We start from the raw sequence: 15,534 nt of genomic DNA, 5'->3' as shown, positions 1-15,534 counted from the left end.
GGAGGAAACATGACGTTCGAACTCATCATCGCCGAGAAGCGGGGCCGGGTCGGCCTCATCACCCTGAACCGGCCCCAGGCCATGAATGCGCTCAACGACCAGGTGGTGAACGAAATCACCGCTGCGCTCAACGACTTCGAGGGCGACGACAACATCGGCGCGATCGTCATCACCGGCTCGGACAAGGCCTTCGCCGCGGGCGCCGACATTGGCGCGATGGCGGAGTTCTCCTACATGGACGCCTACAAGAGCGAGTACATCACGCGCAACTGGGAGCGGGTCAAGACCTGCCGCAAGCCGGTGATCGCCGCGGTGGCCGGCTTCGCCCTGGGCGGCGGCTGCGAGCTGGCGATGATGTGCGACATCATCATCGCCGCCGACAGCGCGAAGTTCGGCCAGCCCGAAGTCAAGCTCGGCATCCTCCCCGGCGCCGGCGGCACCCAGCGCCTGCCGCGTGCGGTCGGGAAGGCCAAGGCGATGGACCTGTGCCTGAGCGCACGCCTGATGGACGCGACCGAGGCCGAGCGCGCCGGCCTGGTGTCGCGGGTGGTCCCTGCCGACAAACTGCTCGACGAGGCCCTCGCCGCCGCCACCACCATCGCCGGCTTCTCCCTGCCGGTGGTCATGATGATCAAGGAGTCGATCGGGCGGGCGTTCGAAAGCGGTCTCAACGAAGGCCTGCTGTTCGAGCGCCGGGTATTCCACGCCGCCTTCGCGCTCAACGACCAGAAAGAAGGGATGGCCGCCTTCGTCGAGAAGCGCAAGCCGAACTTCCGCCACGATTGAGCAGCGCCCGGGGCCCGACTGGAGATCTGAAACCGATTGACATAATCAATCGGTTTCCATTGTGCAATGCACAAATTCCTCTTGACAGTGGATTTCGGCACCGTATAATCCGCACCATGTTGCATCGCAGCAAAGACATCCCCCAGCTGCAGCCGACTTTCACCAAGGAGAGCCCCATGAGCACTTTCATCACCCCCGAGCAGTTCGCCAGCACCAACAAGGCCGGCATCGAAACGCTGCTGACCCTGGCCAATGCCGCCTTCGCCAGCGCCGAGCGCCTCGCCGCCCTGAACCTGAACACGGCCCGCTCGATCCTGGAAGACGGCGTGGCCAACACCAAGGCCCTGCTCGGCGCCAAGGACGTGCAGGAACTGGTGAGCCTGCAGGCTGCGCTGGCCCAGCCGATCGTCGAGAAAGCCGTCGCCTACGCGCGCAGCGTCTATGAGATCACCTCGCAGAGCCAGGAAGAAGTCTCGAAGGTGATGGAAAGCCAGGTCGCCGAGCTGAACAAGGGTGTCGCCAGCGCGCTGGACAACGCCGCCAAGTCCGCTCCCGCCGGCTCCGACGTTGCCGTCGCCGCAGTGAAGTCGGCGATCGCCGCCGCCAACAGCGCCTACGACAACATGAGCAAGGCCGCCAAGCAGGTCGCCGAGATCGCCGAAGCCAACGTGGCCGCCGCGACCAACGCCACCGTCAAGGCCGTCAGCAGCGGCGCCAAGGTTGCGGCCAAGAAAGTGGCCTGATCCACTTCAGCAGCCGGATCGAAGAAGGCCCCGCGATGCGGGGCCTTCTTGCGTTCCCCCGGTACCGAATCCGGAGACTAATCCGGCACCCGAGCCGCCGCTTCCGGCTTGCTCTGCGCCCCCGCATAGTGATGGCCGAACAGGCGCCGCATCTCGCCTTCGATCCACTCCTCGGCGCGGCGGTTGATTTCCTCCGCCTTCACACCCTTGACCTCGATCAGCGGGCCGATGCTGACGATGATCTCTCCCGGGCGCTTGACGAAGGCATTGCGCCGCCAGAACTCGCCGGCATTGTGGGCCACCGGCACCACCGGCACTCCGGCACGCTTGGCGAGGATCGCGCCTCCCGGCTTGTAGCGCCGCACCACGCCGGGTGCAACCCGTGTGCCTTCGGGGAAGACGGCTACCCACAAGCCTTCGTGGAGGCGTTTTCGACCCTGTTCGACCACCTGTGACAAGGCATCCTTGCCGGCCGCACGGTCGATCGCGATCCCCGGAATCCTCCCCAGCGCCCAGCCGAAAAAGGGGACGCGCAGCAGTTCGCGCTTGAGCACGTAGCACAGCGGCGGAAAGATCTGCTGCAGCGCGATCGTCTCCCACGCCGACTGGTGCTTGGACAGGATCACCGCTGGACCGGGAGGAATGTTCTGCGCGCCGATCACCCGGTAGCGGATTCCCAGCACATGGCGGATCACCCACATCATCAGCGGCACCCAGGACGTGATCAGGCGGTGACGGGTCATCGGCGGCAGCCAGAAGATCAGGATCGCAAGCACTGCGTAAGGCACGGTGATGACGGCAAGCAGGACCGCGAACAGGGAGGAGCGAAGCAGATGCACGGGGAGCACTCCGGGGGAGGATGAGCAGGACGCGGCGCCCGCTGCATGGGCGGGCGCGACCGGCGGGACGGGCGGGCGCGACGGCCGCCCGCTCAGGTGGTGAGCTCGGTGGCGATGGCGTCGAGATCGGGGTAGATCAGGGTGCCGGCAGGCAGGTCCGGGTTTTCGCGGGTCAGCTGCCCCTTGCCGGTGAGCACCAGGTAGGGCGAGCACCCGACCGCCACGCCGGCCTGCAGGTCGCGCAGGCTGTCGCCGACACAGGGCACCTTGTGCAGGTCGACGTTGAAGCGCTCGGCGATCTGCATGAACAGGCCCGGCCTGGGCTTGCGGCAATCGCAGGTGGAATCCGCCGGATGCGGGCAGAAGAAGATCGCATCGAGACGGCCGCCGACCTGGGCGAGGCTCTTCACCATCTTGTCGTTGATCGCGTTCAGCGTGTCCATGCCGAAGAGGCCGCGGCCGACCCCGGACTGGTTCGACGCCACGACCACGCGCCAGCCCCACTGGTTCAGGCGCGCGATCGCTTCGAGCGAGCCGGGAATCGGCTTCCACTCGTCGGGCGACTTGATGAACTGCTCGGAATCGAAGTTGATGACTCCGTCGCGGTCGAGAATGATGAGCTTCATCGGCAAACTCCGTGATGCGGACCGCATTCCGGTCAGGCCGACAGGCGCGAGATGTCCGCCACCTGGTTCATCAGCCCGGCCAACCGTGCCAGCAGGGCGAGCCGGTTGTGCCGCGTCAGCGGCTCCTCGGCCATCACCATGACGTCCTCGAAGAAGCGGTCCACCGCCGTGCGCAGCCCGGCGAGCACGCACAGGGCATCGGTGTAGTCCTCGTTGGCGACGTGGGAGTCGACCAGCGGCGCGACCTCGACCAGCTGGTGGAACAGCGCCTTCTCGGCCTCTTCCTGGAGCAGGGCGATGTCCGGTTCGCCCGGGGCGGCCGCGGCCTTTTTCAGGATATTGACGATGCGCTTGTTGGCCGCGGCCAGGGCCTCGGCTTCGGGCAGCGCGCGGAAGGCCTCGACCGCGGCGAGCTTGGCCGGCACGAGATCGATGCGCGCAGGCTCGAGCGCGAGCACGGCATCGACCACGGCGCCGTCGCGGCCCGTCTCCCGGAGCAGGTTCTTCAGGCGCTCGAGCATGAAGTCCTGCAACTGGGCGGCGAAGCCTTCGGCACCGAGCAGCCCGGGCTTGAAGCCGGCGGCGGCGGTTTCGATCAGCTTCGGCAGCTCCAGCGGCAGCGGCGTCTCGATCAGGATGCGCAGCACGCCGAGCGCGGCGCGACGCAGCGCGAACGGGTCCTTGTCGCCGGTCGGCAGCAGACCGATGCCGAAGAAGCCGACCAGGGCATCGAGTTTGTCGGCCAGCGCCACCGCGGCGGCGACGTTGCCCGCGGGCAGCGCGTCGCCGGCGAAACGCGGCTGATAGTGGCCCTGGATGGCGTCCGCCACCACCTGCCCTTCGCCATCGGCAAGCGCGTAGTAGCGCCCCATGATGCCCTGCAGCTCGGGGAACTCGCCGACCATGTCGGTGACGAGGTCGGCCTTCGCCAGGCGCGCGGCGCGCTTCGCCGCGGCGACGTCGCCGTGGAGCTGGGCGGCGATCGCGCCGGCCAGGACCTCGAGGCGGCCGACGCGCTCGAGCTGACTGCCGAGCTTGTTGTGATAGACCACCGGCGCCAGGCGCGGCAGGCGCGCCTCGAGCTTCTGCTTCTTGTCCTGCTCGAAGAAGAAGCGTGCGTCGGACAGGCGCGGGCGCACGACGCGCGCATTGCCGGAGACGATGTTCGAGGGATCGGCCACGCGCATGTTGGAAACGATCAGGAAGCGGTTGAGCAGGGTCCCGGCATCGTCGAACAGGGGGAAGTACTTCTGGTTGGCGCGCATCGTCAGGATCAGGCACTCCTGCGGCACGGCAAGGAATTCGGCCTCGAACTGGCCGACGTAGACCGTCGGGTGCTCGACCAGCGCGGCGACCTCGTCGAGCAGGTCGGCGTAATCTTCCTTGGTCGCACCGAGCCGCGCCCCCTGCCTCGCCGCCTCGGCCAACAGCTGGCGCTCGATGTCGGCGCGGCGTTCGGCGAAGCAGGGAATGACCTTGCCCTCGGCGAGCAGGGTGGGCTCGTAAGCGTCGGCGGTGGCGATGTCGATGTCGCCGCGGCTCATGAAACGGTGGCCGCGGGTCGTGCGCCCCGCATCCAGGTCGAGCACGCGGCCCGGCACGACGTCGGCGCCGTGCAGGAAGGTGAGTTTGTGCACCGGGCGCACGAAGGTGGCGTCGCCGTCGCCCCAGCGCATCACCTTCGGGATCGGCAGCGCCTTCACCGCATCGTGGACGATGGCCGACAGCACTTCGGCGAGTTTTGCCCCGGGCACGACCGCGGTGTGGAACAAGGCCTCGGCCTTGCCGTCGATGCGGCGCTCGAAGCCGGCCACGGCATCGGCGGCGATGCCCTTGGCCTCCATCTTCTTGCGCAGCGCGGGGGTCGGCCGGCCGTCGGCATCGAGCGCCACTGCCACCGGCATCAGCTTCTCGGTGACTTCCTTCGCCGTCCCTTGGGCGGCGACGCCGGCCACCGTCACCGCCAGCCGGCGCGGGCTGGCGTAGGCACGGAACGCCGCATCGGCGGCGGCGAGGCCTTTCGCCTTCAGGCCGTCGGCGATCTTCGCGGCAAAGGTCTCGCCCAGGCGCGGCAAGGCCTTCGGCGGCAGTTCTTCGGTGAGCAGCTCGACGAGGAGCGTTGCGGTCGCGCCGGTCATCACGCGGCCTCCTTGGTGGCGTTCAGCATCGGGAAGCCGAGGGCTTCGCGGGATTCGAAATAAGCCTGGGCGACGGCACGCGACAGGTTGCGGATGCGGCCGATGTAGGCGGCGCGCTCGGTCACCGAGATGGCGCCACGGGCATCGAGCAGGTTGAAGGTATGGGCGGCCTTCAGCACCATCTCGTAAGCCGGCAGGGCGAGGCCGAGCTCCATGATGCGCTTCGCCTCGGATTCGTAACTGGTGAACAGCGAGAACAGGAAGTCGACGTTGGAATGCTCGAAGTTGAACGTCGACTGCTCGACCTCATTCTGGTGATAGACATCGCCGTAGGTGACCGCGCGCCCGTCGGGGCCGACCGACCACACCAGGTCGTAGACGTTTTCCACGCCCTGCAGATACATCGCCAGGCGTTCGATGCCGTAGGTGATCTCGCCCAGCACCGGCCTGCAGTCGAGCCCGCCAACCTGCTGGAAGTAGGTGAACTGGGTGACTTCCATGCCGTCCAGCCACACTTCCCAGCCCAGCCCCCAAGCGCCCAGGGTGGGGTTTTCCCAGTCGTCCTCGACAAAGCGGATGTCATGGGCGCCGGTATCGATGCCGAGCGCGCGCAGCGAATCGAGGTAGAGTTCCTGGATGTCCAGCGGCGAGGGCTTGAGCACCACCTGGAACTGGTAGTAGTGCTGCAGGCGGTTCGGGTTTTCACCGTAGCGGCCGTCCTTGGGCCGGCGCGAAGGCTGGACGTAGGCCGCGTTCCACGGCTCGGGGCCGATCGCGCGCAGGAACGTGGCGGTGTGACTGGTGCCCGCCCCCACTTCGAGGTCGTAGGGCTGCAGCAGCACGCAACCGCGCTCGCCCCAGAACTGCTGGAGGGTGAGGATGACTTGCTGGAAGGTCGGATTGACGGGTCGGGAGTGGGTGGTCATGGTCTCGGAGGCCTTGCAGCCGCGCAGCGCACGCAAAGGCGGTGATTTTACCGGGGTTCGGCGGACAAGGGGCGAGGGAAAGACGGCGCACGCACGCCCCGCCTTCACCCCATCAACACACCGGAGGAAAGCCGCCGCCTTCCGCCAGCGGCCGGGCGCGGTTGCGGACGAGGCGCAACGCCATTCCCAGCACCGTCAGCAAGGCAAGGCCCAGCGCCACCCGATCCCCCCAGCGCGCATAAGGCGTCTGTCCCGCGTAGCCCTGCACCGTCGCACGCAGCACGCCGCGCTCGAACCCGGGCAGCACCGCGGCGACACTACCGTCGGGAAGGACGACTGCGGTCATCCCGGTGTTGGTCGAACGCAGCATCGGCCGTCCGGTCTCCAGCGCGCGCACGCGCGCGATCTGCAGGTGCTGGGGCTGGGCGAGCGAGTCGCCGTACCAGGCGAGGTTGGAGAGGTTGAGCATCAGCGTCGCGGCCGGCAGCGCGCGGATCAACTCGGCGCCGAACAAATCCTCGTAGCAGATGTTGAGCGCTACCTGCTGGCCGTCGAGCCGCATCGGCGGCTGCGCGGGCGCGCCCCGGGTCTGGTCGGACATCGGAATGCTGGCGAGGCGGTAGAACCAGCCGAACAGCGGCGGCGAATACTCGCCGAACGGCACCAGATGCCGTTTGGCATAGTGCTGGGGCTCGCCCCCGCCCAGGCTCATGGCGGCGTTGAAGATCCGCCCCGCCTCGTCGCGATGGAATACGCCGAGCACGAGCTGGCCACCGGCCTCGCCGGCAAAGCGTTCGAGGAGCGCGAGATAGCCTTCGGGCAGGTGGTCGACGAGCGTCGGCAGGGTGGTTTCAGGGAGCACGACGATGGTGGGGGGGGGCGCACCGGCGAAGGCGGCGCGCACCAGTTCCAGATTGACCCGCAGGACTTCGGCGAAGCGCTCGGGGTCCCACTTCATGCTTTGCTCGAAGCGGGTCTGCACCAGCGCGACCTCGACCGGCGCTCCGGCCGGTGTCGTCCATCCGCGCCCGAGCAGCCCGCTGCCGACGAGCAGGATGGCGCCCAGCACCGCCACCGCGCCACCGGCACGGGCCGGGCGGCGCCAGTCGGCGAAGGCGAGCAAGGCGCCAGCGAAGGCGAGCAGGCCGCCCACGCCATACACTCCGATCAGCGGCAGGAAACCGGCGAGCGGACTGGGCGGCGTCTGCGAATAGCCGATCGCCAGCCACGGGAAGCCGGTAAACAATACGCCGCGCAGCCATTCGGCGAGCAGCCACAGGGCACCGAACAGCGCCGCCGACCCCAGTGCCCCCGCCCGCTCCGGCACCGCGCGGCGCCCGCCCAAGCCGCGCAGATGGACGAAGGCGGCGCCGGCCAGCGCCGGATAAAGCGCGAGATAGGCGCAGAACAGCGCGATCGCGAGCGCGGCGAGCGGCGCCGGCATGCCGCCGTAGCGTTCGAGCGCGACATACAGCCAGGACACGCCGGCGCCAAAGGCACCGAACCCCCAGCAGAAGCCGAGGCGAAAGCCGTCGGCCGCGCCCCCGGCGCGCCCGAGCAGGGCGGCGAGCAGCGCCAGACTGGGCAGCGCGAGCGGGAACAGGCCGAACGGGGCGAAGGCGAACACCGCCCCCCCTCCGGCGAGCAGCGCGACAAGGGCCGGGCGCCGCATCACTCGGCGGTGGTTTCGGCTCGCGCCTGGCGCTCGACCACCAGCGTATGCACCCGCCGGCTGTCGGCGCGCAGCACCTGGATTTTCAGGCCTTCGAGTTCCACTTCTTCGCCACGCTTGGGCAGGCGGCCGAAGTGGCGGATGACGAGGCCGCCGACGGTGTCGTATTCGTCGTCGCTGAAGTGGGTGGCGAAGGCTTCGTTGAAGTCCTCGATCTCGGTGGTGGCCTTGACCCGGTAGCGGCCGCTGTGGTCGAGGCGGATGTTGTCGCCGACCTCGTCGAAGTCGTACTCGTCCTCGATGTCGCCGACGATCTGCTCGAGCACATCCTCGATCGTGACCAGGCCGGCGACGCCGCCGTACTCGTCGACGACGATCGCCATGTGGTTGCGCGACACGCGGAACTCGCGCAGCAGCACGTTGAGGCGTTTAGACTCGGGCACGAACACCGCCGGGCGCAGCATGTCGCGCAGGTCGAACTCGCGCCCGGCGTAGTAGCGCAGCAAGTCCTTCGCCAGCAGGATGCCGGCGACGTCGTCCTTGCCGTCGCCGATCGCGGGAAAGCGCGAGTGCGCGGTGTCGATGACGAAGTTGGCGATGGTTTCGACCGGATCGTCCAGGTGGATGCAGTCCATCTGGGCGCGGGGGATCATCACGTCGCGCACCTGCATGTCGGACATCTGCAGGGCGCCTTCGATGATGGAGAGGGCATCGGCGTCGATCAGGTTGCGGTCGAACGCCGAATGCAGCAGCGCGAGCAGTTCGTCGCGATCTTCCGGTTCGCGCGAGAGAAAAGCCGAAAGTCGCTCGAGTAGCGAAGGTTTAGGGGGACTATCCATGTTGTGTGTCGGAATCTCCGCGTCAGACCGGGCCGCCGCGGTGCGCAACGCGCGCGCGCGGCTCAGGCATAGGGATCGGCATAACCCAGGCCACGGAGGATTCCGGTTTCGAGTTGTTCCATTTCCACGGCCTCGGCTTCGGTCTCGTGATCGTAGCCCTGGAGGTGCAACATACCATGCACGACAAGGTGGGCGAAGTGGGCCTCCAGGGTCTTGCCCTGCTCGGCCGCCTCGCGCACCACGACCGGCACGCACAGCACCAGGTCGCCAGCCAGCGGCAGTGCGGCGGCGGGCAGCCCGGCCGGGCCTTCGCCTTCGGCATACGCGAAGGTGAGCACATTGGTGGCGTAATCCTTGCCGCGATACTCGCGGTTGAGCTCGCGCCCCTCGGCCTCACCCACCAGGCGGACCGCGACTTCCGCGTCGCGCTGCAGCGCGGCCTGCGCCCAGCGCCGGATCTGGTGTTTTTTCGGGATGCCGGCCTTGTCCTGCCCCTCGACCGCCTTCTGCACCGCCAGCGTCAGCACCGGCGGCGCGCTGCGCGGCGGGCGCGCGGGCGGGTCTTCGAAGTGCACGTCGTGATGGACATCGACGCGCACGGTGAGCAGGTTGCAGGCGCCCGGCTGCAACGACAGCATCGGCACCGCGGCCTCGTCGTCGGCGTCGGCCTCGATCTCGAGATCGCCCCAGGCGCTCCCGGGAAAGGCCAGCAACAGCTTGCGGCCGTCGCCGAAATCGATTTCCAGGCGCTCGGCCTTGATCCGGGTCGCCTTGCCCCGGGCGTCGAAGGCGGTGATTTTCGGGTCAGTCGCCGGTTTCGCCATTTTTCCTGTCCTCGTCCTGGGCCTGTGCGCGAGTCGCAGTCGCCGCCCTGGCGCGCGCCACGCGCTCGGCCTCGTTGTCGTAAGCTTCGACGATGCGTGCGACAAGCGGATGACGCACGACGTCTTCCTTGCTGAACTCGGTGAACGCGATGCCGCGCACCTCCCCCAGCACCGCACGCGCTTCCTTCAGGCCGCTGCGCTGGCCGCGCGCCAGATCCACCTGGGTGAGGTCGCCGGTGACCACCGCCTTGGCGCCGAAGCCGATGCGGGTGAGGAACATCTTCATCTGCTCGGGGGTGGTGTTCTGCGCCTCGTCGAGGATGATGAAGGCGTTGTTGAGGGTGCGCCCGCGCATGAAGGCGAGCGGCGCAATCTCGATCAGGCTGCGCTCGAAGAGCTTGCCGACGCGGTCGAAGCCCATCAGGTCGTAGAGCGCGTCGTAGAGCGGGCGCAGGTAGGGGTCGACCTTCTGCGCCAGGTCGCCGGGCAAAAAGCCGAGGCGCTCGCCGGCCTCGACCGCCGGGCGGGTGAGGATGATGCGCTCGACCAGGTCGCGCTCGAAGGCGTCGACCGCGCTCGCCACCGCAAGATAGGTCTTGCCGGTGCCGGCCGGGCCGATGCCGAAGGTGATGTCGAACTCCTGGATGTTCTTCAGGTACTCGATCTGGCGCGGCGTGCGGCCGTGCAGCTCGGTGCGCCGGGTTAGCAGCACCGGCGCCGGCTGCAGCGGGTCGCCGCCGCTGCCGCGGCTGCCGATCTCGATCAGGCCGAGCTGCACGTCGTCGAGCGACAGGTCCTGGTCGGCGCGCTCGTAGAAGTGCTTCAACGCCATCTCGCCGCGCAGCACCTGCGAAGGGTGGCCGGTCAGGGTGAACTGCTCGCCGCGCCGGCTCACGGTGATGTCGAAGGCGTTCTCGATCTGGCGCAGGTTTTCGTCGAGCACGCCGCACAGCCGGGACAAGCGCAGGTTGTCCACCGGTTCGAAGAAGACTTCCAGGGTTTTCGCCATTCAGGATTCCCGGGTGAGGATCTCGCCGCGCAGGCTGTGGGGCAGCGCGGCGGTGATGCGGACATCGACGAACTGGCCGATCAGGCGGTCGCGGGCGGGCGAATCGGAAGGGAAGTTGACCACGCGGTTGTTGTCGCTGCGGCCCATCATCTCGGCCTCGGCGTTCTTCTTCGCCGCGCCCTCGACCAGGATGCGCTGCACCGTGCCGACCATGGCCTCGCTGTTGGCTTGGTACTGCGCGTCGATGCGCTTTTGCAGGCGGGCGAGCCAGGCGAGCTTGGTCTCCTGCGGCACCGGGTCTTCCAGCTCGGACGCCGGCGTGCCGGGGCGCGCGCTATAGACGAAGCTGAAGGAGCCGTCGAAGCCGACGTCGTCGATCAGCTTCATCGTCTTGTCGAAGTCTTCCTCGGTCTCGCCAGGGAAGCCGACGATGAAGTCCGAGGTCAAGGAAAGATCCGCCCGCGCCGCGCGCAGCCTGCGCACCACCGACTTGAACTCCAGCGCCGAGTAGCCGCGCTTCATCGCCGCCAGCACGCGGTCCGAACCCGACTGCACCGGCAGGTGGAGCTGCGACACCAGCTGCGGGATCTTCGCGTAGCAGTCGATCAGGCGCTGCGTCATCTCGCGCGGGTGCGAAGTGGTGTAGCGGATGCGCTCGATGCCGGGGATTTCAGCCACGCATTCGAGGAGAAAGGCGAAGTCGCCCTGTTCGCCGTCCTCGCGCGTGAGTTCGCCGCGCCAGGCGTTGACGTTCTGCCCCAGCAGGGTCACTTCCTTCACTCCCTGCGCCGCCAGCCCGGCGACTTCGGCCAGCACGTCCTCGAGCGGGCGCGACACCTCGTCGCCGCGGGTGTAGGGCACGACACAGAAGGTGCAGTACTTGGAGCAGCCCTCCATGATCGAGACGAAGGCGCTCGCGCCCTCGACCCGCGCCGGCGGCATGGCGTCGAACTTCTCGATCTCGGGGAAGGAGATATCCACCTGCGAGCGCCCGCTGCGCTTGCGCGCCTCGATCAGGTCCGGCAGGCGGTGCAGGGTCTGCGGGCCGAACACCACGTCCACATAGGGCGCGCGCTTGATGATCGCCTCGCCCTCCTGGCTCGCCACGCAGCCACCGACGCCGATGATCAGCCCGGGCTTCTGCAACTTGAGCAGCCGCACCCGGCCGAGGTCGTGGAACACCCGCTCCTGCGCCTTCTCGCGCACCGAACAGGTGTTGAAGAGGATCACGTCGGCCTCTTCCGGGTCGTCGGTCTTGACCAGTTCTTCGTCGGCACCGAGCACGTCCGCCATCTTGTCGGAGTCGTACTCGTTCATCTGGCACCCGAACGTGCGGATGTAGAGCTTTTTCATGATGGAAGGAAAATCACTGCAGGGCTGGGGGCGCGGCCATCGAGGACGGATCAGCGCCCCGGCACCGGCGCGGCGGCCTCGTGCGGGGTCAGGATCCACACCCGATGCACCTGGCCATTGTTGTCGAGCAGCACGCGCACCGTATGCTCGCCGCGGACGTATGCGGGCAGCACGATGCGATTGCCGGTGTCGCGGATCTGCGCTCCCGGGCTCAGCCGCAGCGCCCGGTCCTCGATGTGGACCAGCCCCGCGGGCGAAAAGCGCATCTTCACCTTCGCCGCCTCGTCCGGAATCATGCGCGGCAGAGCCGCGGACACCAGGCTCGGCAGAAGGCCGAACGCGGGAACCAGCAGGGCGGAGAGCGGAAACGCGCGCAAAGACAGACCGGAAAGATCCGGAACCGTGAGGAACAGGCGTCGAATCATCCCCGATCGCCCCTCCCATGTCAATGCAAAAGCCTTATAAATCAAGCCTTCCGCGAAAGGCGGCCGGCACGCCCACCAGACCATGCGAGGATGACGCACTGCATCGAGGCTATTGACGCGGACCGCGCGGACCCGCTATATTCGCGCGCTCTGTTGGTGATGTAGCTCAGACGGTTAGAGCGATGGATTCATAACCCATAGGTCGGCGGTTCGATTCCGCCCATCACCACCAACAAATTCAAGGGCCTGCAGCAATGCAGGCCCTTTTCATTTTTCGGCGGGCTAACACCGGGCTAACAGCACGACGGAAAATGCTAGCCCGCAGCGCAGAGCCGACGCGTTCGCGCATCGCGGCTCCTCGGCGTCCACCGCCTGATCCAAGCAAGCATTCCAGCTTCGCCCAGCCCCGCCCGCACAGCGGCTTTTTGTGCTGGAATGGCTGCGCCACATCCTCGGTGCAGCGATGACCAACCCTGAAAACATCAATCCGAAGATCCTGGACGTGCCGGCCTTCCTGCGAGATCCGCGACCGTCCGAGCGATTGCGCTGCCCGACGCTGCTCGTGGCATGGTTGCGGGCGGCGGGCGAGTCCTCGCAGCCGGAGCCGGAATGCCGCGGCGGCGACACAGACGAGGTCCGCCCATGATCCCCGAGATTGATTTTTCGCTGCTCGGCGCTGCGGCGGTCGGCGCAATCGCCGGCGCCGCGATTACAGCCATCGTCCTCTTCGTCCTGCATCGACGCCGCCTGAAGGCTGAACGCAGTCAGGAGCACATCGACCGGCCGATCTGCCTCTACTCGACCACTGACCCCTTAGGTGCCGGGATCGTGCGGGCCAGCCGGCGTAGGCAATGATGCTCGACGTCGAAAGCGTCCTGTGGGTCAGCGCCATCATCGCGCTCGGGCTGGCGGCCCTTCGGCGCCACATCAAACGTCGGCGGAAGGTGGAGATCGAGATCCCACCGTTTCTGCGTGGCATGACGGACCGGGGTGACGGCGCCGACAGCCGTTTCAAGGGAAATTGGACTGAAATCCACCCGCTGCCCAAGCACATCTCGAAGGGCGAGGACTGAGTGCGAATTCCGACGAACGCGATCAGCCAATCCACCGACGTGATCCGGCCACGACCTGCCGTTGGGCTGTTGCATGGAGCCGTCCTTCAGATGACAGGTCCAATCCGAAACCTGCCGGACGACCTACGGAAGGACCTCGGCCAATCCAGACGTTCAATTCAAAGCTTGTGCAAGGCAGCAAAGGATTGGATACCTGCCGCTACACGGTAAGCGGTAACTGACCGGCGTCCTTGCCTACTTCGAGATTGCGAAGAGATCGGATCGCAACGGGTTGGCAGCGAAGTGCTGCTTCCACAGCCTGGGGGTGAGTTGCGCCACGTCGGCGGCCGGGTGCTGCCCGACACGCTGGAGCACATCGACTGAGCACGGTCACCGCTGCTGATGCCTTTTCCCGGCGGAATGATCAAGCAGCGTGATGGCGGAGGGGGGATCCCCCTCAGGGAACTTGAACAAACGAACCCCTCGGGGGAGTCTCTGGTTACCAAGCCAAGAGACCGCTCAAGTGTGCCACGTTCAACTGCAGACGCACCCGTTTTTCCTCTTTCTGACTCGCCTCGATGAAGAACTCGCAGCCCAGGCACAGGCCGCGGAACGTGTCAATGACTTTGCGTCACCGTGCTTCATGAATTTACTGGGGAAGCCAGGGTGTTCGGGTCGTCGTTTGTCTCCGTTGCGGGTGGGTTGATCCAGACGGCGCTGGGCAGCGCGGGGGGCTCAGGGCGGCGCCCCTTGAAACGTTTCGGGTTGGCGAGGAAGGCTGCATCGAGAGTGTCCTGACGGAGCAGATGCGCGGCATACGCCTGGCCGTAATGGACGCTGCTCGGCGTCATGTAGCCGATGCCCGAGTGCCGGTGCTCGGTGTTGTACCAGGTGAAGAAGGTCTGGCAGTGGGCACGGGCGTCGGCGAGGCTGCCGAAGCGTGCGGGGAAGTCTGGACGGTACTTCATCGTCTTGAATTGCGATTCCGAGTAGGGGTTGTCGTCCGAGACGTGCGGGCGGCTATGGCTCTTGGTGATATCCAGATCGACCAGCAAGGCGGCCACGGGCTTGGAGCGCATGCTGGCCCCGCGATCGGCATGCAGCGTGAGGGTGCCGGGCGCGATGTCGTGGCGGGACACGGTCTCGGCGATCAACTGTTCGGCCAGCTCGCCACTTTCACGCTCGGCAATCAGCCAGCCCACGACGTGGCGGCTGAAGATATCGAGGATCACGTAAAGGTGGAAGCAGGTCCATTTGGCCGGCCCCTTGAGCTTGGTGATGTCCCAGGACCAGACCTGATTGGGCGCGGTGGCCAGCAATTCCGGCTTGGCATAGGCCGGATGGGTGAGCTGACGCCGGCGTTCGCGCGTGGCGCCGTTGGCGGCGAGCGCCCGGTACATGGTGCGCACCGAGCCCAGATAGCGCCCCTCGTCGAGCAGCGTGGCATGGATGGCCGCCGGCGCCATGTCGCAAAAGCGCTCGCTGTTGAGCACCTCGAGCAATTCCTTGCGCTCGAGGGGGGCGAGCGCCAGCGGCGGACGGGGCCGTGCCGTGCGGCGGGGGTGCGGTCCATGCAGGGCTTCGCGGTGGGCCCGTGCGCGCGCCCGGGCCGGCGCACCGCGCCAGAGGCCCACGGCCCGGCAGGCGGCGGCCATGCCAAGGGCCGGGGCAAGTTCTTCGGCGCCGCGCATCATGACTTGTCGTGCGTGTCGTCGATCGGACTGCCCAGCAAGGCAGCAACTTTTTTTTGGACCTCGATGATCAGGTGCGCCTTGTCGAGCTGGCTCTTGAGGCGTTCGTTCTCGCGCATCAGCTGCGCGATCTGGCGCGCTTCGGCGGCGGCGGGATCCGGCTTGGGGCCCCGCTTTTGCGGTGCCAGTGCAGCCAGTTCGGCGGCCTCGCGCTGGCGCCGCCAAGTGCTCAGGCTCGATGAGTAGACGCCCTCGCGGCGCAACAGCGCGCCGATCTCGCCGGGCTGGGTGCAACGGTCAGCCGCGTCGAGGATCCGCCGCTTGTCGGCGTTGGAGAACTGCCGGCGTCGGGCGCGCGGCACGACCTCGGTGTTGGCACCGGGCTGCGCGGTCGGCGCCGCCGATCCGCTCGTCTCTTCAGTCGCCCTACGGGCGCCTTCCGAGACGAGCGGATCGGCAGAGGTCTTCAGAATGTGCATCGATGCCGTGGGTTGAGTGGTGGTCGTCATGCCTACCTCGTTGCTCACTAAATGGTCAGGGGTAGGTGACGCAGGTCATATTGGCACAGGGGGCCGGGCAGTTACCGCTTACGCTACACGTGCTAAACAGCG

General features: G+C 67.2%; 16 protein-coding genes and 1 tRNA gene. 6 read left to right on the top strand and 11 right to left on the bottom strand.

All coding sequences use genetic code 11. The features are described from left to right. Positions 1 to 9: 9 nt before the first annotated feature. Both Tharo_RS03060 and Tharo_RS03055 read left to right on the top strand, forming a co-directional pair. Positions 10 to 786: an enoyl-CoA hydratase gene (locus Tharo_RS03060; RefSeq protein WP_107219960.1), complete on the top strand. Its 777-nt coding sequence runs from the start codon at positions 10 to 12 to the stop codon at positions 784 to 786. A 176-nt stretch (positions 787 to 962) separates the two neighbouring features. Beyond that, positions 963 to 1,529: a phasin family protein gene (locus tag Tharo_RS03055; protein WP_107222288.1), complete on the top strand. Its 567-nt coding sequence runs from the start codon at positions 963 to 965 to the stop codon at positions 1,527 to 1,529. A gap of 77 nt (positions 1,530 to 1,606) precedes the next feature. On the opposite strand, the gene Tharo_RS03050 is transcribed toward Tharo_RS03055, so the two are convergent. The 10 genes from Tharo_RS03050 to Tharo_RS17885 all read right to left on the bottom strand — a co-directional run bounded on the left by Tharo_RS03050 (position 1,607) and on the right by Tharo_RS17885 (position 12,264). Further along, positions 1,607 to 2,368 carry a lysophospholipid acyltransferase family protein gene (locus Tharo_RS03050; protein WP_107219959.1) on the bottom strand — a complete coding sequence of 254 codons (762 nt, stop codon included), beginning with the start codon at positions 2,366 to 2,368 and terminating at the stop codon, positions 1,607 to 1,609. 92 nt (positions 2,369 to 2,460) lie between these two features. Further along, positions 2,461 to 2,994 (bottom strand): D-glycero-beta-D-manno-heptose 1,7-bisphosphate 7-phosphatase, encoded by a 534-nt coding sequence (gene gmhB / locus Tharo_RS03045; protein ID WP_107219958.1) that lies wholly within the window; start codon positions 2,992 to 2,994, stop codon positions 2,461 to 2,463. Between the two features lie 32 nt (positions 2,995 to 3,026). After that, positions 3,027 to 5,132 carry a glycine--tRNA ligase subunit beta gene (gene glyS, locus Tharo_RS03040; protein WP_107219957.1) on the bottom strand — a complete coding sequence of 702 codons (2,106 nt, stop codon included), beginning with the start codon at positions 5,130 to 5,132 and terminating at the stop codon, positions 3,027 to 3,029. Beyond that, entirely contained in the window at positions 5,132 to 6,058 is a 927-nt protein-coding gene (glyQ, locus tag Tharo_RS03035; RefSeq protein WP_107222287.1) for a glycine--tRNA ligase subunit alpha, read from the bottom strand. The genes glyS and glyQ overlap by 1 nt, the downstream gene beginning before the upstream one ends. A 112-nt stretch (positions 6,059 to 6,170) precedes the next feature. Then, a complete protein-coding gene (gene lnt / locus Tharo_RS03030; RefSeq protein ID WP_107219956.1) occupies positions 6,171 to 7,730 on the bottom strand; it encodes an apolipoprotein N-acyltransferase in 1,560 nt (519 codons plus the stop codon). Beyond that, positions 7,730 to 8,569: a CorC family transporter gene (locus tag Tharo_RS03025; protein WP_211309653.1), complete on the bottom strand. Its 840-nt coding sequence runs from the start codon at positions 8,567 to 8,569 to the stop codon at positions 7,730 to 7,732. The genes lnt and Tharo_RS03025 overlap by 1 nt, the downstream gene beginning before the upstream one ends. A gap of 62 nt (positions 8,570 to 8,631) precedes the next feature. Beyond that, positions 8,632 to 9,393, bottom strand: a complete 762-nt coding sequence (ybeY, locus tag Tharo_RS03020; RefSeq protein WP_107219955.1) for an rRNA maturation RNase YbeY — start codon at positions 9,391 to 9,393, stop codon at positions 8,632 to 8,634. After that, positions 9,374 to 10,402, bottom strand: coding sequence for a PhoH family protein (locus Tharo_RS03015; protein ID WP_107219954.1), 1,029 nt, complete (start codon positions 10,400 to 10,402; stop codon positions 9,374 to 9,376). Before Tharo_RS03015 ends, ybeY begins: the two co-directional genes overlap by 20 nt. Then, positions 10,403 to 11,755, bottom strand: coding sequence for a tRNA (N6-isopentenyl adenosine(37)-C2)-methylthiotransferase MiaB (gene miaB / locus Tharo_RS03010; protein WP_107219953.1), 1,353 nt, complete (start codon positions 11,753 to 11,755; stop codon positions 10,403 to 10,405). It lies immediately after the preceding gene. Positions 11,756 to 11,805: 50 nt separating this feature from the next. Next, the gene (locus Tharo_RS17885; RefSeq protein WP_245880984.1) at positions 11,806 to 12,264 is read right to left on the bottom strand and encodes a hypothetical protein; all 459 of its coding nucleotides are present in this window, start codon (positions 12,262 to 12,264) and stop codon (positions 11,806 to 11,808) included. 71 nt (positions 12,265 to 12,335) lie between these two features. Here Tharo_RS17885 and Tharo_RS03000 point away from each other — a divergent pair. From Tharo_RS03000 to Tharo_RS02985, 4 genes are all read left to right on the top strand, one after another. Continuing rightward, positions 12,336 to 12,412 (top strand) — tRNA-Met (locus Tharo_RS03000). Positions 12,413 to 12,607: 195 nt separating this feature from the next. Further along, complete coding sequence (locus Tharo_RS02995) at positions 12,608 to 12,826, top strand: hypothetical protein (protein WP_107219952.1); 219 nt, start codon at positions 12,608 to 12,610, stop codon at positions 12,824 to 12,826. Beyond that, on the top strand, positions 12,823 to 13,035 hold the full coding sequence (locus tag Tharo_RS02990; protein ID WP_107219951.1) for a hypothetical protein: 213 nt from the start codon (positions 12,823 to 12,825) through the stop codon (positions 13,033 to 13,035). Before Tharo_RS02995 ends, Tharo_RS02990 begins: the two co-directional genes overlap by 4 nt. Next, positions 13,032 to 13,253 carry a hypothetical protein gene (locus tag Tharo_RS02985; protein WP_107219950.1) on the top strand — a complete coding sequence of 74 codons (222 nt, stop codon included), beginning with the start codon at positions 13,032 to 13,034 and terminating at the stop codon, positions 13,251 to 13,253. Before Tharo_RS02990 ends, Tharo_RS02985 begins: the two co-directional genes overlap by 4 nt. A gap of 620 nt (positions 13,254 to 13,873) precedes the next feature. On the opposite strand, the gene Tharo_RS02980 is transcribed toward Tharo_RS02985, so the two are convergent. Then, a protein-coding gene (locus tag Tharo_RS02980; protein ID WP_245881042.1) for an IS3 family transposase occupies positions 13,874 to 15,285 on the bottom strand; the annotation gives its coding sequence in 2 pieces (ribosomal slippage) (positions 13,874 to 14,937 and positions 14,937 to 15,285; 1,413 coding nt in all). Positions 15,286 to 15,534 lie beyond the last annotated feature (249 nt).

The sequence above is a fragment of the Thauera aromatica K172 genome (assembly GCF_003030465.1).
In the GTDB taxonomy this organism is placed as follows: domain Bacteria; phylum Pseudomonadota; class Gammaproteobacteria; order Burkholderiales; family Rhodocyclaceae; genus Thauera; species Thauera aromatica.
Note: the sequence above shows the minus strand (reverse complement) of the source record. Positions and strands in the feature narration are given on the sequence as shown.